The sequence below is a fragment of the Streptomyces sp. NPDC001717 genome, from assembly GCF_042892775.1.
Lineage (GTDB): Bacteria > Actinomycetota > Actinomycetes > Streptomycetales > Streptomycetaceae > Streptomyces.
This window is the reverse complement of record NZ_JBIAUK010000015.1, coordinates 117,574-137,517: the sequence shown is the minus strand read 5'-3', so window position 1 is coordinate 137,517 and position 19,944 is coordinate 117,574. Positions and strand designations below refer to the sequence as shown.

Genomic DNA, 19,944 nt, shown 5'->3' with positions numbered 1-19,944 from the left:
GGGACCCCCGACCGGCGAAACCTTCCCTCGCCCCCGAGGCGCGGGCGCGCTGAGCAGACGGCTCCGTCCGGCACGGACGTCCTTGTGGTGGACCCGGCCGAACCTATCCGGGTCGGACCGCCCGTACCGAACCGAGGCCCGCCGCATCACCCCTGTGGGCGTACGAATACTTCCCGTCCGCCGACCACGGTGGCCAGGCACACCGGCAGTTCCGATCCGGGGGTCAGGTCGGGGAGCCCGGGGGTCCCGGAACGGGGGTCCGTGGACCAGCGGGCGACCCGGTCGTCGGGGGCCTGCACGACCAGTTCGGCGTTCTGCCAGACGGCGTAGTCGGCCGGGGCGCCGGGAACCAGCACCCCCGCGTCGTCGCGGCCCAGCGCCCGCCAGCCGCCCCGGGTGTGGGCGGTGAAGGCGGCCCGCACGGAGATCCGGTGCTCGGGCGTCCGGTGGAAGGCGGCCGCGCGCACGGTGCCCCACGGGTCGAGCGGGGTCACCGGAGCGTCCGAGCCGAAGGCCAGCGGGACGCCCGCCTTGAGCATGGCCGCGTACGGGTTCAGGGTGCGGGCGCGCTCGGCCCCGAGGCGGTCGGCGTACATGCCGTCCTCGCCGCCCCAGGCCGCGTCGAAGGCGGGCTGCACGGAGGCGGTCAGACCGAGCTCCGCGAAGGCGGCGATGGTGGCCGGGGTCATCATCTCGGCGTGCTCGACCCGGTGCCGGGCGGCGCGGACACGGGCCAGGCCGACCTTCTCGGCAGCCGCCCGGACCCCTTCGACCACGGCGGTGATCGCGGCGTCCCCGATGGCGTGGAAACCGGCCTGGAGGCCCGCTTCGGTGCAGGCGGCGACGTGCTCGGCCACCTCGACGGCGTCCAGGTATCCGGTACCGGTGTGCGGGGCGTCGGCGTACGCGGCGTGCAGGCAGGCGGTGTGCGAACCGAGGGCCCCGTCCACGAAGAGGTCACCGGCGGCACCGACCGCCCCGAGCTCCTTGGCCAGGTCCAGGTCCCGGTCGGCCCAGTACCCGAAGACGCGCGGGCCGGGCCGCTCGGCGGCCAGGGCGAGCAGGGCCGTGAAGTCCTCGGCGGAGGAGATGTCGGGCCCGCCGCACTCGTGGAGGGAGCCGATGCCGAGGGACGCGGCCCGATCGAGGGCGGCCGCCTGGGCCTCCGCCCGCTGCGCCGGGGTGACGGCGGCGAGGGCGGCCCGCCGTACGGCGTGGTGGTCGTCGCGGGTCAGCGGCTCGTCGCCGGTGGGCCGCACGCCGGGGACGAGGTCGAGCAGGGCGGTGGTGACCACGGCCGAGTGGACGTCGATGCGGCTGAGGTAGAGGGGGCGGCCCCCGGCCGCCCCGTCGAGCTCGGCCCGGCGCGGGGCCCGGCGCTCGGGCCAGCGGGCGGCGTCCCAGCCGTGCCCGAGGAGCACCCGGTCGGCGGGGCGGCTCGCGGCGTACGCCCGTACGAGGTCCAGTGCGGCGGCGAGCGACCGGGCGCCGGTCAGGTCCAGCCCGGTGAGGGCGAGCCCCGCGGAGGTGGCGTGGACGTGCGCGTCGGTGAAGGCGGGCGTGACGAGCGCGCCGTCGAGGTCGACGACCTCGTCCACACCCTGGGCGAAGGCGTCGGCCGCGCCCTCGGAGCCGACCCAGGCCACACGGCCCTGCTCGACGACCATCGCGGTGGCGAAGGGATCCGCGGGGCTGTGTACCTCGCCCCCGCGCAGGAGGACGGTACGGGGGGCTGCTCCGGCGGCGTCGGCGGAGTTGGCGGTGCGGTCAGTCATGGGGAACAGTCTCGCCCCTCCGCCGGCCCCGGCCGGACGCGGGTGCGCGGCGGGTGCCCGCGCCGCCGTTTCCTCACCCACCCACCCGCACGGGCGGGGCGTGGGTGAGTGGGGCGGAAGAGGTCCCCGGCCTCGGCACTAGACGCGGGGCGGGCGGGCCTCGTACGGGGTGGAGAGGACCACGGTCGTACGCGTCGAGACGTGCGCGAGGGCCCGCAGGCGGCCCAGGAGGTCCTCAAGTTCCAGGGGGGTCGCCACCCGGACCTTGAGGATGTAGTTCTCGTCGCCCGCGACGCTGTGGCAGGCCTCGATCTCGGGAACGCCGGACAGCCGCTCCGCGATGTCGTCCGGGGCGCTCGGGTCGAACGGCTTGACCGAGATGAAGGCCGTCAACGGCAGGCCGACGGCCTCGGGGTCGACGACCGCCGCGTAGCCGCGGATCACCCCGCGCTGTTCCAGGCGGCGTACTCGCTGATGGACTGCCGACGTGGACAGTCCGGTGGCCTTGCCCAGATCCGTGTAACTCATCCGCCCGTCCCGCACGAGCAGATCAACGATCTGGCGGTCCAGCTCCTCCATTGCGCTCATAGCCGCTCAACCTAAGGCCCAAGGGTGCTCCTGGCCCAGTGCTGTCCACCCACTGGAGGCATCTGCGGCGGGCATGTGACGAAGGCCACAGGGTCATGCAGGCGTACGGGGTCGTGTCGTGGTTACTCGTGCCGCGTGGCGGGAAGTGCTTGCTGTGGCCGTGGCCGAAGAACCTGCCCGCCCGGCCCACCCAAGGGGGAGTACATCCATGCTGAACACCACGCGCGCCGGCCGCATCGAACCGGAGCCCCTCGAACAGGTCGACGGCGAGGAGGGCGCGTTCTCCGAAGACGCCGAATACCTCGAAGACGGCGAGGGGTTCGAGATCCGCCACGCGATCTGCCCCGACTGCGGCCAGTCGATCGCCCTCGTCGCGGACGAGGAGTACCTGCCGCAGCACGCGCTGTGCCTGACCCCGTGGAACCCCTTCGGGCTCACGGTGTGCGCGGGCACCGGACGGCCCGCCGCCGAGGCGCTGTCCACCGTCGGCGTGTTCCAGCCGTCGGAGGTGCAGGAGTTCGAGTCCGTCGTCCTCCTGGACCTGCCCCAGGGGCTGGACTGGCGGACGCAGCCGTTCTCGCACGTCGGCGGTCCGGGCTCCCGTCCCGTCCGGCTGGTGCGGCCGATTCCGCCGCAGACGCAGCAGCAGCACGCGCAGGCGGCCTGACGGTCCCGGCCCCCCGAGCGCGCCACTGTCCGCGGTCTGCCGCCCGCGGCCGCCGCGTCGGCTCTACCAGTACGTTCCCTGCACCATGGCGGCCAGACTGGCATGGTGCAGGATCAGGCCGTCCGGGTTCTCCGGGATCTCGACCTCGCCGAAGTGCGCCTGCCGGTAGGCGATGCGCAGCATCACGATCCCGTGCCGCAGGGCCGCGTAGAGGGTGTGGAACTCCATGTCCCGCGGCGTGTGCCCGGTGAGCTCGGCGTACCTGCGCTCCAGGTCCTCACGGCGCAGGAAGTCCGGGAGGCCGGGCTGGCCGAAGCCCACGGTGAGGTCCTGGAAGAACCGGTGGAGGTAGACCGTCCAGCCGAGGTCCACCTCGCGCGGCGCGTACGCCGCCATCTCCCAGTCCAGGACGGCCGCCGGCGTGAACCCGTCGTAGACGACGTTGCCGATGCGGGCGTCGCCCCAGTTCAGCACCGCCGGACCCTCGTCCTGCGGCCAGATCTCCTCCAGGCGGGCGAACGCCCGCTCGATGAGCGGCGAGGGGGCCAGACCCTCCACCACCCAGGAGTAGTAGGCGCGTTGGGCGTCGACGTGACGGCGCAGCGGGCTGCCCTCGCCCTCGGGGAGCAGGAACTCCGCCTCCTTGGCGGGGAACTGGTCGTGCAGGCGGGCCAGCAGCGAGATGCTGGCCTCCTGGAGCACGGCGCGCTCGGCGTCGGTCGCGGCGTGCAGCCAGTTGCCCTCGTAGGTGTACGGCATGACGTCGGGTGGGACCCGCCCCTCGGCGCGGGCCATCACGAAGAACGGCGCCCCCAGCGGCCCCGGGTCCTCCTCCAGCCACTGCACGGACGGGACGGGCAGGTCCGTGTGCCGCGCGACCAGGCTCATCACGCGGTGCTGGCGCGGCATGTCGTACGACGGGAAGACGGTGTAGGCGGCCGGATCCGCGGCGAGCCGCAGCGCGCAGGCGCGGAGCGGGGTGTCGGGGTGCTCTATGTCGAAGAGCAGGGTCTCGCTGGACATGCCGTTGGAGCCGGGGACGGAGACGTTGGTGACCTTCGCACCGGGGAGCCGGGTGTCCAGCCAGGCGGCGAGGCGCCGGCCGAGCTCTTCGGGCTCGCGGGTGGAGGTGCGCGGACGTGGAGCGGTTGCCATGGCGGTGGGCCCCTTCCCTGTTCTGATGCCGATCCCTGTTCTGATGCCGATCCCTGTTCTGATGCGGATCGTGCTTCCGACCCTGCTTCGGTCCCTGCTCCTACTGGGCGACGGACGAGTAGTCGGCGAAGCCGCTCGGGTCGTGGCGCCCGAAGCTGCCGTGCTCGAAGATGCCGTACCCGACCTGTCCGTCCAGGACGAAGCGCGCCGAGTGGTCGGTGACCCCGAAGGCGGCCATCGGGTGCGCGCTCGGGTCGGAGAGGTCGTAGACGCGGCGGTCGGTCCAGCCCCGGCCCTGCCAGCTGCCGTGCTGCCAGTCCCCGGCGGGCGGATAGCCCGCGCCGACGGCGAGCGGGGAGGAGTTGAGGATCTCCACGCCGAGTTCGAGCGGCTTGCGGGCCGGATCGGTGAGGTGGACCACCGCGCTCTCGGGGTGCCGGCTGCCGGGGCGGTAACGTATCTCGGTCTGCGGCCAGCCGAGTTGGACGTCGTGACGGCCGCTGTCCTCGGGGAAGACCAGTACGGCTTCGTTCAGCGCCCGGTATCCGTCGGCGTCCTCCTGGGCGATGACCATGACGAAGCGGTCCTCGAAGCGGACCGGGATCCAGAGCCAGTGGAAGCCCTCGGGCCTGTACTCCTCGGCGGCGCGCCCGCCCTCCTCTCCGGGTATCGGGCGCACGCCCCAACTCCGGTCCCGCGTACCGGTCCACTCCCCGGGGGTGACGGTGAACTCCTCGCCCTTGGCACGGATGGTGCCGGTGACATTGCCGGCCTGGACGAACCGGCGGCCTTCGAGGATGAGCCGGCCGCCGCGCCGCTGCGTGTGGTGGGGCTCCCAGACGGCGGGGAACTCGGCGGTCCAGGTGAGGTCGTACGAGAGCCCGTCCGGGTCGTCCGGATCGGCGGCGCAGCGCAGCGTGAGCTGCTTGAGCGGGACGTCGACCGTGATGGAGAGGGGGCCGACGGCGAGGTTCATCCGATCGTCGGTGAGCGCGTCGGAGGCCCGGACGGCGAGCAGTTCGTCGCCGATGCGGAGGGTGGCGTAGGCGTCGATGACGCCGGTGTTGGGGTACACCCCGAGGCCGAGGATCAGAACGGCACGGCCGGCGTGGTCGAAGACGTGGAAGATGCAGCGGTCGTAGGCGTTCCGGTCGCCGCTGACGACGTGCTTCATCGACAGCGGGGCCTGGTGGATCGGGTACTCGTCCAGTCCGATGGGCCGGTCGGCGGGCATGGCGAACCTCCTGGGCGGGGTGGGGACTTGCGGGGTGGGGGCACGGTGGAGTGCGGGTGCAGTGGAGTGCGGGTGCAGTGGAGTGCGACTCAAGCGGATATGACGGTACGTCAGAAAGTGGGATGTGGGCCAGCCTTCTGGCACGCTCTGACATGTCGGCACTGCACGCCGTGGGGGGAACCCCGAGGGGTCGAGGGGCCGCACGAAGCCGGGATCGGGGGTGGGGGTGGTCGGCGCCCCGGTCGATCGGCAGCCAGAGAAGTCTTGGGGGTTTCCCGTCGGTCCCACTGTCCTTCCGCGTCGGGCCGCCCCGTCAAGGGCGCTCCCTGCGGTCGCGTCGCTGCGCGATCGCCTTCGGCGACCCTTGACAGACCGACCCGCCACGGAAAGACAAGGACCAACGGGAAACCCCCAAAAGAACGGGCCGGGAGGAACGGAAACGACCGGGCGGAGCAGAAATGTCCGACCCGGCTCCGGCCCAGCGGCCCACTCCCCCACATGTCGACCACAAGAGGCTCGGCGGGGGGAAGGGCGCGTCACATCGCTACGCGCTCCTCATTTCTCGGCGTCTGCGGTCCGTCTGGGGCTGGTCACGCGTCAGATCGCTACGCGCTTCTCTTTGACGGCGCCGGCGGTCGCTTTGGGCTGGACATAAGCCGCCCACGATCGCTACGCGCTTCCCGACGACCGCGACCAACCCCCGTCTGAGGCTGATAGACCCGAATTCGCACCAGATATCCGCCCCAGCCGACGGGTACCCGCGGGAGAGCACGATGGACACCAAAAACCCACACCCATATCGCATGAATTAGGGCATAACCTCAAGCGTTTTGGCTGCTCGCCTGCCCTGACTGCACTACAGGTTGAAATAGTCGCTGTTTGGCTCCGTCTTCCCCCTCGACGACCGTCGGACGCGGTCATGGAAGAGGAATCGAGGCCTTGGGCGGCCTATGTCCAGCCCCAAGCAGCCGTCGGACGCCGTCAACGCGGAGCGCGTAGCGATCTGGGGCGAGATCAGCCCCAGACGGACCGCAGAAGCTGAGAAATGAGGAGCGCGTAGCGATCTGGGGCGCCCTTCCTGCGGCTGGGGCTCTTGTGGTCGACATTTGGGAGCCTGCCGGCGCGGAGCCGGGTCGGACATCCCCGTCCCGGCTGGTTGTTGCTGTTCCTCCCGGCCCGTTCTTTTGGGGGTTTCCCGTTGGTCCTTGTCTTTCCGTGGCGGGTCGGTCTGTCAAGGGTCGCCGCAGGCGATCGCGCAGCGACGCGACGACGAAGGAGGAGCGCCCTTGACAGGGCGGCCCGACGCGGAAGGACTATGGGACCGACGGGAAAGCCCCAACCCTTCCCGGCCCCGACCGACCGGGGCACCGAAATCGCCCCACCCCCGCCCGCCCGCGCCCGACCATTTGCAACGCCCCCGAGGAGGCGGCAGGTCCGCCCTCGCGCGGCGTTCCGGGGACGCCTCGAACGGATACCCGGGGCTTGGAGGGGATTACCCGTGGGCGCGGTGTCGCGTTGCCCGGGCATGACCACGGTTGAGACTTCCATGCCCCGGGCGGGACGCCGTCGGCGGCCGACACCGCCCGGTTACGAAGAATCGGTTCAGCTCGGGCCCCGCCAGCGCCACCCCGATCCGCCCATCTACAGCGCTCTCGTCGCCCGCTGGACGGCGGACGGACGGACCGTGCCCGGGCGGCGGGATCCCGAGTGGTCGCGCGTCGCGTCCGCGCCCATCTGGCCGAACGGCCCGCTCTTCGGCGGCTGAGCGATCCGGCCCGACGGCCGGCTCAGAGCGCGAGCAGCCCGGCCGCCGTCGGGCGGAAGCCGCACTGCTCGTAGAAGGGCTCCAGGTGGGGCTCGAAGTCCACGTGCAGCCACTGCGCCCCGCGCTCCCGCGCCGCCTCGGCCGCGGCCCGCACGAGCCGCACCCCGAGTCCGCGGCGCCGCTCGTCCGGATGCACGGTGGTGTCCAGGACGAAGGCGTGCACGCCGCCGTCCCAGGCCACGTTGACGTATCCCACGAGACGGCCCTCACGGCGGGCGGTGACCCAGGCCAGACTGCGCTCCAGGACCGGGGCGAAGGAGACCTCCCCGTGCCCCGGCCACGCCGCGGCGAACAGGGCGTTCAGCTCGGCGTCGGCGAGCGCCGGCCGTACCGCGAGCTCGGTCGCCGCGAGGTCCCCCACCGCTCGGCTACCGGGTCTCCGGGCCCGCCAGGTGGCGGGCGATGACCATGCGCTGGATCTGGTTCGTGCCCTCCACGATCTGGAGCACCTTCGCCTCGCGCATCAGCCGCTCGACGGGGAAGTCCGCCGTGTAGCCGTAGCCGCCCAGGATCTGGACCGCGTCCGTGGTGACGGCCATCGCGGCGTCGGTGCAGAACAGCTTGGCCATCGCCGCCTGCCGGGAGAACGGCTTGCCCGCGTCGCGCAGGCGTGCCGCCGCGAGGTAGAGGGCCCGGCCCGCCTCGATCTTGGTGGCCATGTCGGCCAGCATGAAGCGCAGCCCCTGGAAGTCCGCGATCGGGTGCCCGAACTGCTTGCGGTCGAGGGCGTACGTCAGGGCCTCGTCGAGCGCCGCCTGGGCGACGCCTATGGCGCAGGCCGCGATGCCGAGGCGGCCGGCGTCCAGGGCGGCCAGGGCGATGGAGAAGCCCTGCCCCTCCTCGCCGATGCGGCGCGCGTCCGGGACCCGTACGCCGTCGAAGTGCAGCTGGGCGGTGGGCGAGCCCTTCATGCCCATCTTCTTCTCGGGGACGGCGGCCGTCAGGCCCTCCGCGTCGCCCGGCACCAGGAAGGCGGTGATGCCCTTGGGGCCCTCGACGCCGGTGCGGGCGAGGACGGTGTAGAAGTCGGCGACGCCGCCGTGGGTGATCCAGGCCTTGGTGCCGGTGATGATCCAGTCGTCGCCGTCGCGCACCGCCTTGGTGCTCAGCGAGGCGGCGTCGGAGCCCGCGGCGGGCTCGGAGAGGCAGTAGGCGCCGAGCAGGCCGCCGCCGAGCATCGCGGGCAGGTGGGCGCCCTGCTGCTCCTTGGTGCCGTAGCCGGCGAGGCCGTGGCAGGCCAGGGAGTGCACGCTGACGCCGAGGCCGACGGTCAGGCGGGCCGCGGCCAGCTCCTCCAGCACCTGGAGGTAGACCTCGTACGGCTGCTCGCCGCCGCCGTACTCACCGGCGTACGGGAGGCCGAGCAGGCCCGCGTCGGACAGGAGGGTGAAGACCTCCCGCGGGAACCGCCCGGAGTCCTCCTCCTCGGCGGCCTTGGGACGGATCTCCCGCTGCGCGATCTCTCGTACGAGCGCGAGGAGGTCCCGGGACTCCTCAGTGGGCAGCTGACGGTCCACCGGCTGCGGGGCGCGGTCGGTCATGGCGGCGCTCTCCTCCCTCGTCGGGCACGGCGGCGACGCGCTGGGTGTGGTGCGCGCCACCGGGTCTCGGTGCTCTTACAGCCGGTGCCGCCCGTCCCGGATCACGGAATGGGCTGTTCAGCGGCTGTGGCGGCTTGAGTATGCCCGATCAGGGGCTTCCCGTCACCGGGGCAAGATCACCGGGCTGCGCTCACGGCACGTCGGGGGCGGGAGGTGCCGGACACTCCGGGACGAACTCCTCGATCACCGTCAGCGTCGCGCGCAGCTGGCGCGCCAGCAGCGCTCCGAGCTCGTCCCTGCCGGGCCGTGCGGGGGCGTCGGTCGACGGCGTGCCGACGCCCGGCCCGCCGATCCATTCCAGGGTGATGCCCTCGACGCCGGAGAGCCAGCCGACGAGGGCGAGCCGGGCGATCGGCGGGAGCGTGCGGTGCCCGTAGGCGCCTTCGGCGATGGTGGCGACGAGTTCCTCGCGGACGGCGTCGCGGATGGCGAGGACCTCGGCGTCGGAGCCGACGCCGCCGGTGACGATGGTGCGGTAGGCGGCGTGGTGGTGTTCGGCGTAGTGCAGGTAGCCGTCGATGGTGCGGCGGACGCGTTCGGCGTTGGGCAGGTCGGTCTCGCCGCTCGCGCGGGCGACCAGTTCGGCGACGGAGTCCTCGACGATGGCCAGGTAGTAGCCGCGCTTGCTCTTGAAGTAGTAGTAGATCAGCCCCTTGGCGACGCCCGCGTGCTTGGCGATGTCGTCCATGGAGAGCGCGTCGTACGAGGTGCCGGCAAACAACTTCCGCCCGATGGCCATGAGTTCGGCCCTGCGTACCTGCGATCGCTCGGTCGTTCCGCGCTGTTGACTATTATTCAAATTCAGCCCTAGCCTCGAACTGCCACAAGATGCCTGAAGTATGGCAGCACTTCCCCTGCGCACCGGACGACGTACGGGAGGAACGATCATGAGCAAGGGCGGCAAGGGCGGCAAGGGCAAAGGCGCGGGCGGAAGAGCGCTCCGCGAGGGCCGGGTCCACTGGAAGAAGTCGGCGCTCGTCGCCGTGCCCGCAGTCGCGGCCGTGGGCGTGATGGGCATGATCATGGCGCAGGGCGCGCTCGCCGCCTCCTTCGCCGTCTCGGGGACGAGTTTCCAGGTCGCCTCGTCGAAACTCAGCAGCAAGGGCCTGGCCTCCTACGTGCAGACGGACCGTTCCGTCGACGGCAAGGGGCATCCGGTGGCGCTGCTCGGCATCGGCGAGGCCACGCTCTCCGACATCTGTCAGTCCGCCGAGGTCGACACCCCCGTCGGCAAGGTGGTCTTCAGACTGACGGCGGGCGGCCCGGCCGGGGACGTCACTGCGACCAGCCTGGTGATCGACGGCGAGGACCTGAACGGCGACGCCACCTTCGGTACGGCGGAGATCGGCCGGGACGCCTCGACCCTCGACCAGGTCGACGGGGTCCGGGGGCCCGCGGGGAAGTTCGGCCTGCAGGCCGGGAACATCGAGGTCGTGGGCGTGAAGTCGCACGCCTGGTCGGCGACCGGCGGGAACTTCAGGCTCAAGGGCCTGAGCCTGAGCGTCGGCCTGGACGGCAAGAAGTGCTTCTGAGCCCGCCGCGCGGGTGGCCGGCCCGGCTGCTGCCGCTGCCGGAGCAGCGCCGGCGGCTGCGCACCTGGCGCCGGACCCGGCCGTTCTGGGGCGGGCTGCTGGTGCTGCTGGGTGGGACCGAGCTGCTGCTGGTCCCGCTCTCCCCGCTGACGGTGCTGGTCAGCCTGGGGCTGGGCGGGATCGCGGCCATCGGGATCGGCGTCGCGCTGATCCTGGCGGCGCTGTTCCTGTGGTTCCTGCCGGGGGCGCGGGCGTACGTCTCCCTGCACGCCCTGTTGCTGTCGGTGCTGTCGTTCGTCGCCACGAACCTGGGCGGGTTCCTGGTAGGGATGCTGCTCGGCATCGCGGGGAGCGCACTGGCGTTCGGCTGGACGCCGCGGCCCGACGAGGAGGCGGACGAGAGGGCCGACGAGGAGGGGACGGACGAGGAAGGGGCGGACGAGGAAGGTGCGCACGCCCCCGGGCCGGCCGGCAGCGGGCCGCGGACGTTGGCCGCCGCCCTGCCCGTGGTGCTGCTCGCGGCCCTGGCCACGGGCGCCCCGCAGGCGAAGGCCGCCGCGGCGGGAGAGGTTCCACGGGCCGCGCGGACTCCCCCGACGGTGACGACCTCGCGGTTCGCGCCGCAGGGCTTCACGCTGGCGGGGGTCACCGAGGTGCCCACGGTGGACGGGCCGCTCGAGGTGCTGGTGCTGCGGATGCGCGCGGCCTCGCTGCGGGACTACCGGCTGCGCGCCCGCGACGGCGGGGAGGAGTACGGGCTGGCGGCCGACTCCCTCGACCTGCGGGGCAACGTGACCCTGTACCTGACGAAGTTCAGCGGCTGCATCGAGGGGCTGCTGTGCGTCACCTTCAGCCCCCGGGGGCTGCCGGCGCCGCCGGTGATCCCGCCGTTCGTCTTCATGACCCAGGTGACGGCCGAGCAGGCTCTGGTCACCTCGGACGTGATCGTCACCGACGGGCTCCGGTTGGACGCCTCGTGAACCCGGTGCGGGTGGTTACAGCCAGCCGACCTGGGTGACGAACATGGCGACGACGACCACGAGGGTCCAGCCGAGGACGTGCTCCAGCCAGGCGGGTCCGTCCTTGGGGCCTCCGGTGCGGACGAGGCTCCGGGCGCGGGCGGTGAGGGGGGCGGCTTCTGTGGTCATGCCGTCCAATGTGCCGGCGTTCGCGGCTTTCGCGGTAGAGACGATGGTCACTGGAGGCGCAGGTCACACGGGGCTCGCGCGGCCGGAGGGGAGACGTGCCACCGGGCCCCGGCCTGTTCGGTCGGGGCCCGGCGCGTCCTTCGGTCCGGCGTGGGTCGCCTTCCTGTTCCTCTTCCCGTTCCTCCGGTGTCGCGGTCAGCCGCGGGTGCGGGTCTCGTTGCGACCGGCCATGCCGGCCATGGCGAGGCCGAGGCACAGGGCGACGCCGCCGGTGATCACGTTGTTGACGATCGTGCGGGTGAAGTCCATCGGCCCGGCGACGGCCCATGGGGCGATGATCGTCCACGCTCCGATCGCGACCGCCGTCCACGCCATCGCGTGGGTGCGCTCGTACGCGGAGCCCAGACCGCCCATGCACAGGCAGAAGGCCAGGCCGGCGATCAGGTTGTTGACGGCCAGCGGGGTCAGGATGCTGAACCCGGCGATCCACGGCGACGCGGCCAGGTACAGGCCCGTGATCAGGGCGAGCGCCTCGACGGCCTGCGCCGCGGGGGTGCTGGTCACCCGCTCGAACCGAGAGCGCATCTCGGCGAGGTCGGGGTGGTGTTCGATGCTCGGATGGGTGGTCATGGCCGGCCGCCTCCTATTGAGAAGCCTTTATGTGCCATTTACTCCATTATGTTCCGCTTGTGCGACCTGCTCAAACGGGGGAACTCACAGCACTCCGACCGCCCGCAGGGCCCCCAGCCGCGCCGCGTCCGGGGCGGCCGGGGCGTAGAGGTAGCAGACGCCCCCGCTGCCCGAGGCGACCTTGCCGGTGGCGCCCAGCCGCTTGGTGCGCAGCCAGATGTTCTCGAACTGGCGGCGCTTGTAGACGCGGCGGACGGAGGCGTTGTCGCGCGAGTTGGGGTCGTTGGCGATCACGTCCCCGGCGGCGGTGAAGCCGATGACGGTCATCAGGTGCCCCGCGGTGCCGTAGCCGGCGCCCGTGAGCTCGTCGGCGGTGAACGACTGGGAGGTGATGACCGGAATGCCGGCCCGGACGAGGGTTTCCAGCTCGGTCAGGGAGCTCAGGCGGGTGACGACGCCGGCGAGGCCTCGGTAGGTGGCCGCGTAGGCCGCGTTGAAGGGCCAGTTCCCGCACCCCTTGTAGGCGGCGTCGTAGGTGGAGCGGGCGGCGTGGCAGACCTGCGGGTCGGCGTACTTCGGGTTGACCCAGCTCAGGGCGGTGGCGCCGGCCTTGCCGCCCCAGTACTCGATGATCATCTGGGAGGAGGTGGGGCTGCACCAGGCCTCGCCGCCGTTGTCGTACTCGGGGTACTGACCGGCGTGGATCTCCTGCGAGTAGCGCGGGACCTTCAGCTCGTGGCCCTTCCCCGACGGGGTGGAGGCGGGGACGGTGAAGCGGTCCGGTACGTCGGAGAGCATCGCTCCGGCGAGCCACACCGTCGGCCCCCGGTCGGCGCCGGGCTTGCGGTACAGGGTCAGGCGCAGCCGCCAGTCGGTGATGCGCAGGCCGCTCGCGGGGGCGTCCACGGCCAGGGTGTCGGTCCAGACGGTGGAGCGGCCGTCGGTCTGGCCGTCGACGGAGGTGCGGCGGATGTCGCGGTCTCCGGAGGCCCAGCGGGCCATGACGTACCAGGGGGTGGACCTGCCGTCGCCGTAGGTGCCGCGCAGCTCGGCCTGGATCCAGGTGCCCGCGGGGGTGCGGGCGTTCCAGGAGGCGATGGCCTCGGTGGCGGGCACGGCGGAGCGGTGCACGGGCGAGGTCCAGGCGGCGTACTCCCAGGTGCTCTTCTTGCCGGTGTGCGGGTCGGCGTACTCGGTGCGGCCGACGGGCGTCGCGATCTCCAGTCCGGGCCGGGCTCCGCCGACGGCGGTGGTGCCCTGGTGGGTCCCGGACAGCCAGTGCGCGTACGAGTACCAGAAGCGGTTGTCGACGGTACGGCCCGAGGCCTGCGGGGCGGGTGGGGCCGAAGGGGCCGCCGCGGCCTCGGCGCTGCCGCCGGGGACGGTGGCGGCGGTGGCCGCGGTGGCGACCGCGAGTGCGGCGACGAGTACGGCCCTGCGCGGTGTGGATGCGGGCATCGCGGGCTCCCCCTGGGGTGGTCGGTGCGTGGCTGGGCTTCACCCTTCCAGTTCCCGGCGCCGACGGGCCGAAGCGGCGGGCCGTGTCGGCGGTCCCGGGTCGGCACCTAGGCTGGTCGGGTGGAGTCGCACCCGTCAGAACCGTCGCACCGGTCCCACCGGCCGCTCGAACCGCTCGAATCACTCGAACCGCTCGCGCGGGAGCTCGCCGCGCTGCCGCCCTCCCTCGGCCCCGTGCGGCTGATCGGGATCGACGGGCACGCCGGTTCCGGCAAGAGCACCTTCGCGGGACTGCTCGCGGAGGCGCTGGGGGCTCCCGTACTGCACCTGGACGACGTGGCCACGCACGAGGAGCTCTTCGGCTGGCAGGAGCGGCTGCGGGCCCAGGTGCTGGAGCCGCTGGCCGCGGGCCGGCCCGCGCACTGGGCTCCGTACGACTGGGTGGAGCGCCGCTTCGGGCCGCAGCGGGTGCTGGAGCCCGTGCCGGTGCTCGTGGTCGAGGGGGTCGGGGCCGGCCGGCGGGTGCTGCGCCCGCATCTGGCGCGGCTGCTGTGGATGGAGACCCCGCGTGCGACGTCCTGGGGGCGTGGGCGGGACAGGGACGGGCGTGAACTCTCCGATTTCTGGGACCGATGGGAGCGCGCCGAGCTCGCGCACTTCTCGGACGACCCTTCGCGCCCCTTCGCCGACACCCTGGTACGCCAGAGCGGTACGGGATACGAGTGGTCTTCCGGGACCCCTGCGACCCCGCGAACGGCCGCTTTCGTCACCGAAGGTGACGGACTCCCCCGGGCCTGAGCGGCCCTGGAAATAGGCTCCGGCGGGCCTCTTGCGACCTGCTTGACCTGGGGCCCGCGACGGCCTTACGTTCTCAATGCGAGGCCTTCACCGGCCGACGCGGACACGAAGCCCCCGATCGTTCCCCCGTGATCGGGGGCTTCGTTCTGCCTCCGGCCGGGACGCATCGACACAGCTCCTTCACCCTGAGTCACCGGGCCCACCGGGGGCGCACACACGACCCGGGCCCGTCGCACCCTACGTAAGGTGCGAAACCGCAGGTACGATGCAGCCCTGATTTCAGCGACGCCAGTCGGGGCACCGGCACAACTCGCGCGCTCGAAGCGGGGGTTGCCGCGCACCACGAGGACAGGCTTGTGGGGGACGTGATGGATTTCGGCACGCCGGGCAGCGCGCACGCCCCGGCCGAACTCGCCTGGCTGCGCGGGGTCGACGCCTGCACCATGGGCGCCTATCCGCAGGCCGAGGAGGAGTTCCGGACGGCCGTACGGCTCGATCCCACGATGGCCGACGCCTGGCTGGGGTTGCACGCACTGAGGGTCGACACCACGAACGCGTTATTGCGCATGTACGCGCACCGGGACCGCTTCGGCGAGCAGCGGGCCCGCCACCGGCGGACGCTGAACTCCTGGTACTGGCTGGGCTGGTGGGTGCAGCCGGTGCTGGAGAGCCGGCGGGACCTGCTGCTGGCCCACGCCTCGCACTGGCTGGACGGCCGGCACGTCCCCGAACTCGACCAGGCGCTGGCCGCACTGCCCCCGGTGGACACCGATCCGCAGGTGCGCTTCCTGCACGCGTGCCGGGCGTACCTGGTCAAGGACTGGGAGCTGCTGGTACGCAACACCGAGCCGCTGGTGGACGATCCGCTGCTCGGCATCGAGGCGGGGCTGTTCGGCGGGATGGCGCGGGTCCGGCTGGAGATGTACGGGCAGGCGGAGCCGCTGCTGTCGGCGGCGCTGATGCGCTGTCGCAGCGAGCAGCCTCAGCGCAAGGAGCTGCGGTACTGGCTGGCGCGGGCGCACGAGGGCACCGGGCGCAGCGCGGCCGCGCTGCCGCTGTACCGGGCCGTGCACCGGGTGGATCCCGCCTTCATGGACACCGCGGCCCGGCTGACGGCGATCGAGGACGGCGACGACACCGACGGCATGGCCGATCTGGCGGGCACGGCCGGGTACGCCGCGTACGGCGGCTCCGGCGGGCACGGCCCGTCCCCGGCGGGCGGAGGCTACGCGAAGGTGGCTCTGGGCGGGGGGCCCGTCCAGGACGTCGCTCCAGACGGGCAGGCCGCCGGCCCGGACCCGCTGGTTCCGCCGGCGCCGCCCGGGAGCCGGGTGGAGGGTACCCGGCGCAAGGTGCCGGTCCCCGCGCAGGGCGCGCCCGGGGGGCTTCCGGCCGGTCCGGCCGACCCGGAGGCACTCGCGCAGGCTCTGGCGGAGCTGGAGCGGATGGTGGGCCTGGAGCCGGTGAAGCGTCAGGTGAAGGCGCTCTCGGCGCAGTTGCACATGGCGCGGCTGCGGGCGGGCCAGGGACTGCCGGTGCAGCCGCCGAAGCGGCACTTCGTCTTCTCGGGCCCCTCGGGCACGGGCAAGACCACGGTGGCCCGGATCCTGGGCCGGGTCTTCTACGCGCTGGGGCTGCTGGGCGGCGACCATCTGGTGGAGGCGCAACGGGCCGACCTGGTGGGCGAGTTCCTCGGGCAGACGGCCGTGAAGGCGAACGAGCTGATCGACTCGGCGATCGGCGGGGTGCTGTTCGTGGACGAGGCGTACTCGCTGTCCAACTCGGGCTACAGCAAGGGCGACGCGTACGGCGACGAGGCCCTCCAGGTGCTGCTGAAGCGGGCCGAGGACAACCGGGACCACCTGGTGGTGATCCTGGCGGGCTATCCGGCCGGGATGGACCGGCTGCTCGCCGCCAATCCGGGGCTGTCCTCGCGGTTCACGACGCGGGTGGACTTCCCGAGCTACCGGCCGCTGGAGCTGACCGCGATCGGCGGGGTGCTGGCGGAGGCGAACGGGGACCGCTGGGACGAGGAGGCGCTGGAGGAACTGCGCAGCATCAGCGGGCACGTGGTGGAGCAGGGGTGGATCGACGAGCTCGGCAACGGGCGGTTCCTGCGGACGCTGTACGAGAAGAGCTGCGCCTACCGTGACCTGCGGCTGGCGGGCTTCTCGGGGGAGCCGTCGCGGGACGACCTGGCGACGCTGCGGCTGCCGGACCTGATGCAGGCGTACGGGGAGGTGCTGTCGGGGCGGGGGCCGCAGGAGCGGCCGGAGGCGCTGTAGCGGGCGGGGGCGTGCCGCCGCGCGGGGCTCCCGGGGCTCCGCCCGGACCCCGCGCCCCGGGCGCCGGCGGGGCCGGGATCGGCAGCCCTACGGTATCTCCGGGGGTTCTCCGGAGAACGCCGCGATGGCGCTGATGACCAGCCAGAGGACGGCCAGGGGGATCGCGATCCAGAGGACCCACGCCTCGTTCTCCTGGCTGTCCAGGCGGCCCCGCAGCAGGGCGTCGGCCTCTGCCGCGAACGCCGGATCCGCCTCGGTCAGATTGAGGAGCGCCGCCGTGAGCCGGTCGGCCGCTTCCGGTTCGGAGGGATCGCGATCGAAGGCGGCCAGGAAGGCCAGGCCCTGTTCCGCAAGCCGGTCGTGCAGCAGCGCGCGGAGCCGGCGGGCCACCGGGGAGGCCACCTCCGGGTCCTCGCTCAGCAGGGCCACCATCCTCGCGGCCGTCTCGCCGTGCTCGGCGGACATCCGACCACCCCCTCCCCCGTACGGTCCGTACCCCGGCACCCGTACGCCGAACCCGCCGGCCCCACTGGGGGGACGGCGGGTTCGGGCAGGGCGTCAGCCGGTCAGCGCCCCCTCCGGGCGGAGTCCCGGGCGGCCGGCCGGAACGCGGTGGGCCGGGTCGCGGACCTCGCCCACCAGCATCTCCAGGACGTCCTCCAGGGCGACCAGGCCGAGGACCCGACCGGACGGGTCGGCCACCTGGGCCAGGTGGGTGGCGTCGCGGCGCATGACGCTGAGCGCGTCGTCCAGCGGGAGCGTCGAGCACAGGGTGGTCATCCTGCGCCAGACCCGCTGCGGCACGGCCCGTTCCCGTTCCTCCAGGTCCAGTACGTCCTTGACGTGCAGGTAGCCCATGAAGGCGCCGCTGTCGGCGCGGACGGGGAAGCGGGAGTAGCCGGTGCGGACCGTCAGCTGCTCGATCTGGCGCGGGGTGGCCGAGGGGCCGACCGTGACCAGCCTGCCCGGGGGCAGGAGGACGTCGGTGACCTGACGGCTGCCCAGTTCGAGGGCGTCCTCCAGGCGTTCCTGCTCGCCCGGTTCGAGGAGCCCGGCCTGCCGGGAGTCCTCGACGAGCCGGCCGAGCTGGGCGCTGGTGTAGACGGCCTCGACCTCGTCCTTCGGCTCGACGCCGAACCACCGCAGGACGAGTGCGGCGCAGGCCCCCAGCGCGGTCGTGACCGGGCCGCAGAGCCGCGCGAAGGCGACCAGACCCGGGCTGAACCAGAGCGCGGTCTTCTCCGGGGCGGCCATCGCCAGGTTCTTCGGCACCATCTCGCCGATGACCAGGTGCAGGAAGACCACCGCGGCGAGCGCGAACGCGTAGCCGAGGGGGTGGATCAGGCCCTGCGGGACGTGGACGGCGTGGAAGACGGGCTCCAGCAGCCGGGCCACGGTGGGTTCGGCGACCGCGCCGAGGGTGAGCGAGCACACCGTGATGCCGAACTGCGCGGCGGCCATCATGCGGGGCAGGTTCTCCAGCCCGTGGAGGACCTGACGGGCCCGCTTGGAGTCGGCCGCGAGGGGCTCGATCTGGCTGCGCCGTACGGAGACGAGCGCGAACTCGGCGCCGACGAAGAAGCCGTTGGCGAGCACCAGGAGCAGCGCGAAGAGGAGCTGGAGCGCGTTCACCGGGCGACCGCCTCCGTCTCGGCGGGCTGACCGCCCGCGTAGGCGGCGGCCAGGTCGGTGCGCCCGGCCCCGACTCCCGCGGTCCGGTCGGCGGGGACCGCCGGGGCGGATCCGGCCGGGTGGGGCCGACCCGCCTGGCCCGCCGGCGCGGGCGCCGGCAGGACGCGGACCATCCGCACGCGTTCGGCGCGGTTGCGGCCGACCTGACGGACGGACAGCTTCCAGCCGGGGAGCTCGGCACGGTCCCCGGGGGCGGGGATCCGGCCGAGGAGGTCGGCGACGAGTCCGGCGACGGTCTCGTACGGGCCTTCGGGAACCTCCAGGCCTATGCGGCGCAGGGTCTGGACCCGGCAGCTGCCGTCGGCCTCCCAGGAGGGGCGGCCGTCCTCGGCGGGTACGGCGGCCAGTTCGGGGCTGTCGTCCTCGGCGAGGTCGTGCTCGTCGCGGACCTCTCCGACGAGTTCCTCGACGATGTCCTCCAGGGTGACCACGCCGGCCGTGCCGCCGTACTCGTCGACGACCACGGCCATGGGCTGCTCGCTGCGCAGCCTTTCGAGCAGCGGCTGCACGGGCAGGGAGCCCGGTACCAGGAGCGGGGCGACACAGATCCGCGCGACGACGGTGCGGGCGCGGTCGGCCTCGGGCACGGCGAGGGCGTCCTTGAGGTGGACCACGCCGGTGATCTCGTCGATGCGCTCGCGGTAGACCGGGAAGCGGGACAGGCCCGTGGCCCGGGTCAGGTTGAGCACGTCGGCCGCGGTGGCGGTGTGCTGGAGGGCGCTGACCTTCACCCGGGGGGTCATGACGTGCTGGGCCGTGAGCTCGCCCAGCGACAGGGTCCGTACGAAGAGGTCGGCGGTGTCCTGTTCGAGGGCGCCGGCCTGGGCCGAATGGCGTACCAGGGAGACCAGTTCGCCCGGGGTGCGGGCGGAGGCCATCTCCTCGGCGGGCTCCACGCCCAGCGCCCGTACGAGCCGGTTGGCGACGGCGTTGAGGCCGGCGATGACCGGCCGGAAGGCGCGGGAGAAGGTGTTCTGGGGACCCGCGACGAACCGTGCGACCTGGAGCGGTCGGGAGACCGCCCAGTTCTTCGGGACGAGCTCGCCGACGACCATCTGGACGGCGGAGGCGAGCAGCATGCCGATGACGACGGCGACGCCGGAGACGGCTCCCTTGGGCAGGCCGGTCGCTCCGAGCGGCCCCGACAGCAGTGCGGCGAGGGCGGGCTCGGCGAGCATGCCGACCACGAGGGAGGTGATGGTGATGCCGAGCTGGGTGCCGGAGAGCTGGAAGGACAGCTCCCGCAGGGACTCGACCACCGTGCGGGCACGGCGGTCGCCTTCGGCTGCGGCGCGCTCGGCCTCGGGCTTCTCGACGGTGACGAGGCCGAACTCGGCCGCCACGAAGAAACCGTTGGCGAGGATCAGGGCGAATGCCGCCACGAGCAGGAGTAGCGGGATGGTCATGCCGCCGCCTCCGTGGGGAGGGCGGCGCGGGTACTACCGGACGATCCGTCCATTGCTGGAGGGAGTCACTCCTCAAGTCGCAGGTGACCGGCGGGCCCGGGGTCCCGGGGCCGGTGTCGGAGCGCACGGCTGCGCCCCGCCACCAGGGTA

At 72.9% G+C, this 19,944-nt stretch carries 18 protein-coding genes; 5 read left to right on the top strand and 13 right to left on the bottom strand.

The genetic code is table 11. From position 1 onward, the window contains the following. Positions 1–146: 146 nt before the first annotated feature. Together ACFYZL_RS23950 and ACFYZL_RS23945 are read right to left on the bottom strand one after the other, a co-directional pair. On the bottom strand, positions 147–1,775 hold the full coding sequence (locus ACFYZL_RS23950; protein ID WP_388681494.1) for an amidohydrolase: 1,629 nt from the start codon (positions 1,773–1,775) through the stop codon (positions 147–149). A 138-nt stretch (positions 1,776–1,913) separates the two neighbouring features. Then, a complete protein-coding gene (locus ACFYZL_RS23945; RefSeq protein ID WP_328303565.1) occupies positions 1,914–2,354 on the bottom strand; it encodes an Lrp/AsnC family transcriptional regulator in 441 nt (146 codons plus the stop codon). A gap of 217 nt (positions 2,355–2,571) precedes the next feature. Here ACFYZL_RS23945 and ACFYZL_RS23940 point away from each other — a divergent pair, with 217 nt between their 5' ends. Continuing rightward, positions 2,572–3,030 carry a hypothetical protein gene (locus ACFYZL_RS23940; protein ID WP_384757839.1) on the top strand — a complete coding sequence of 153 codons (459 nt, stop codon included), beginning with the start codon at positions 2,572–2,574 and terminating at the stop codon, positions 3,028–3,030. Positions 3,031–3,093: 63 nt separating this feature from the next. Here ACFYZL_RS23940 and ACFYZL_RS23935 read toward each other — a convergent pair whose 3' ends face one another. From ACFYZL_RS23935 to ACFYZL_RS23915, 5 genes are all read right to left on the bottom strand, one after another. Further along, positions 3,094–4,185 (bottom strand): phosphotransferase family protein, encoded by a 1,092-nt coding sequence (locus ACFYZL_RS23935; RefSeq protein ID WP_384585772.1) that lies wholly within the window; start codon positions 4,183–4,185, stop codon positions 3,094–3,096. A gap of 100 nt (positions 4,186–4,285) precedes the next feature. Next, complete coding sequence (locus tag ACFYZL_RS23930; protein WP_388681491.1) at positions 4,286–5,419, bottom strand: hypothetical protein; 1,134 nt, start codon at positions 5,417–5,419, stop codon at positions 4,286–4,288. A gap of 1,787 nt (positions 5,420–7,206) precedes the next feature. After that, positions 7,207–7,605, bottom strand: coding sequence for a GNAT family N-acetyltransferase (locus ACFYZL_RS23925; RefSeq protein WP_384746361.1), 399 nt, complete (start codon positions 7,603–7,605; stop codon positions 7,207–7,209). Between the two features lie 7 nt (positions 7,606–7,612). After that, positions 7,613–8,785, bottom strand: a complete 1,173-nt coding sequence (locus tag ACFYZL_RS23920) for an acyl-CoA dehydrogenase family protein (protein WP_384581224.1) — start codon at positions 8,783–8,785, stop codon at positions 7,613–7,615. 190 nt (positions 8,786–8,975) lie between these two features. Then, the gene (locus ACFYZL_RS23915) at positions 8,976–9,644 is read right to left on the bottom strand and encodes a TetR/AcrR family transcriptional regulator (protein ID WP_384746362.1); all 669 of its coding nucleotides are present in this window, start codon (positions 9,642–9,644) and stop codon (positions 8,976–8,978) included. Positions 9,645–9,732: 88 nt separating this feature from the next. Here ACFYZL_RS23915 and ACFYZL_RS23910 point away from each other — a divergent pair, with 88 nt between their 5' ends. Together ACFYZL_RS23910 and ACFYZL_RS23905 are read left to right on the top strand one after the other, a co-directional pair. After that, a complete protein-coding gene (locus ACFYZL_RS23910; protein WP_384746397.1) occupies positions 9,733–10,377 on the top strand; it encodes a DUF6230 family protein in 645 nt (214 codons plus the stop codon). Next, positions 10,368–11,357 carry a DUF6114 domain-containing protein gene (locus ACFYZL_RS23905; protein ID WP_388681486.1) on the top strand — a complete coding sequence of 330 codons (990 nt, stop codon included), beginning with the start codon at positions 10,368–10,370 and terminating at the stop codon, positions 11,355–11,357. Before ACFYZL_RS23910 ends, ACFYZL_RS23905 begins: the two co-directional genes overlap by 10 nt. Positions 11,358–11,372: 15 nt before the next feature. Here ACFYZL_RS23905 and ACFYZL_RS23900 read toward each other — a convergent pair whose 3' ends face one another. From ACFYZL_RS23900 to ACFYZL_RS23890, 3 genes are all read right to left on the bottom strand, one after another. Next, entirely contained in the window at positions 11,373–11,525 is a 153-nt protein-coding gene (locus ACFYZL_RS23900) for an SCO1431 family membrane protein (protein WP_384746364.1), read from the bottom strand. Positions 11,526–11,720: 195 nt separating this feature from the next. Further along, a complete protein-coding gene (locus tag ACFYZL_RS23895; protein WP_384746365.1) occupies positions 11,721–12,155 on the bottom strand; it encodes an SPW repeat protein in 435 nt (144 codons plus the stop codon). An 84-nt stretch (positions 12,156–12,239) separates the two neighbouring features. Then, on the bottom strand, positions 12,240–13,613 hold the full coding sequence (locus ACFYZL_RS23890) for a peptidase C39 family protein (RefSeq protein ID WP_384746366.1): 1,374 nt from the start codon (positions 13,611–13,613) through the stop codon (positions 12,240–12,242). A 120-nt stretch (positions 13,614–13,733) separates the two neighbouring features. Here ACFYZL_RS23890 and ACFYZL_RS23885 point away from each other — a divergent pair, with 120 nt between their 5' ends. Together ACFYZL_RS23885 and ACFYZL_RS23880 are read left to right on the top strand one after the other, a co-directional pair. Beyond that, positions 13,734–14,411, top strand: a complete 678-nt coding sequence (locus tag ACFYZL_RS23885) for a uridine kinase (RefSeq protein WP_388681483.1) — start codon at positions 13,734–13,736, stop codon at positions 14,409–14,411. Positions 14,412–14,779: 368 nt separating this feature from the next. Continuing rightward, positions 14,780–16,696: an AAA family ATPase gene (locus ACFYZL_RS23880; protein ID WP_388681480.1), complete on the top strand. Its 1,917-nt coding sequence runs from the start codon at positions 14,780–14,782 to the stop codon at positions 16,694–16,696. 87 nt (positions 16,697–16,783) lie between these two features. On the opposite strand, the gene ACFYZL_RS23875 is transcribed toward ACFYZL_RS23880, so the two are convergent. From ACFYZL_RS23875 to ACFYZL_RS23865, 3 genes are all read right to left on the bottom strand, one after another. After that, positions 16,784–17,161: a hypothetical protein gene (locus tag ACFYZL_RS23875; RefSeq protein ID WP_384746369.1), complete on the bottom strand. Its 378-nt coding sequence runs from the start codon at positions 17,159–17,161 to the stop codon at positions 16,784–16,786. Between the two features lie 93 nt (positions 17,162–17,254). Then, positions 17,255–18,328 carry a hemolysin family protein gene (locus ACFYZL_RS23870; RefSeq protein WP_384746370.1) on the bottom strand — a complete coding sequence of 358 codons (1,074 nt, stop codon included), beginning with the start codon at positions 18,326–18,328 and terminating at the stop codon, positions 17,255–17,257. Then, complete coding sequence (locus tag ACFYZL_RS23865) at positions 18,325–19,794, bottom strand: hemolysin family protein (RefSeq protein ID WP_384746371.1); 1,470 nt, start codon at positions 19,792–19,794, stop codon at positions 18,325–18,327. The genes ACFYZL_RS23870 and ACFYZL_RS23865 overlap by 4 nt, the downstream gene beginning before the upstream one ends. Positions 19,795–19,944: the final 150 nt, after the last annotated feature.

What these genes read in the sequence shown, in the direction of transcription:
- ACFYZL_RS23950 (WP_388681494.1), bottom strand. Translation starts at nt 1,775, where the DNA reads ATGACTGACCGCACCGCCAACTCCGCCGACGCCGCCGGAGCAGCCCCC.
- ACFYZL_RS23945 (WP_328303565.1), bottom strand. Translation starts at nt 2,354, where the DNA reads ATGGAGGAGCTGGACCGCCAGATCGTTGATCTGCTCGTGCGGGACGGG.
- ACFYZL_RS23940 (WP_384757839.1), top strand. Translation starts at nt 2,572, where the DNA reads ATGCTGAACACCACGCGCGCCGGCCGCATCGAACCGGAGCCCCTCGAA.
- ACFYZL_RS23935 (WP_384585772.1), bottom strand. Translation starts at nt 4,185, where the DNA reads ATGGCAACCGCTCCACGTCCGCGCACCTCCACCCGCGAGCCCGAAGAG.
- ACFYZL_RS23930 (WP_388681491.1), bottom strand. Translation starts at nt 5,419, where the DNA reads ATGCCCGCCGACCGGCCCATCGGACTGGACGAGTACCCGATCCACCAG.
- ACFYZL_RS23920 (WP_384581224.1), bottom strand. Translation starts at nt 8,785, where the DNA reads ATGACCGACCGCGCCCCGCAGCCGGTGGACCGTCAGCTGCCCACTGAG.
- ACFYZL_RS23910 (WP_384746397.1), top strand. Translation starts at nt 9,733, where the DNA reads ATGAGCAAGGGCGGCAAGGGCGGCAAGGGCAAAGGCGCGGGCGGAAGA.
- ACFYZL_RS23900 (WP_384746364.1), bottom strand. Translation starts at nt 11,525, where the DNA reads ATGACCACAGAAGCCGCCCCCCTCACCGCCCGCGCCCGGAGCCTCGTC.
- ACFYZL_RS23895 (WP_384746365.1), bottom strand. Translation starts at nt 12,155, where the DNA reads ATGACCACCCATCCGAGCATCGAACACCACCCCGACCTCGCCGAGATG.
- ACFYZL_RS23890 (WP_384746366.1), bottom strand. Translation starts at nt 13,613, where the DNA reads ATGCCCGCATCCACACCGCGCAGGGCCGTACTCGTCGCCGCACTCGCG.
- ACFYZL_RS23880 (WP_388681480.1), top strand. Translation starts at nt 14,780, where the DNA reads ATGGATTTCGGCACGCCGGGCAGCGCGCACGCCCCGGCCGAACTCGCC.
- ACFYZL_RS23875 (WP_384746369.1), bottom strand. Translation starts at nt 17,161, where the DNA reads ATGTCCGCCGAGCACGGCGAGACGGCCGCGAGGATGGTGGCCCTGCTG.
- ACFYZL_RS23865 (WP_384746371.1), bottom strand. Translation starts at nt 19,794, where the DNA reads ATGACCATCCCGCTACTCCTGCTCGTGGCGGCATTCGCCCTGATCCTC.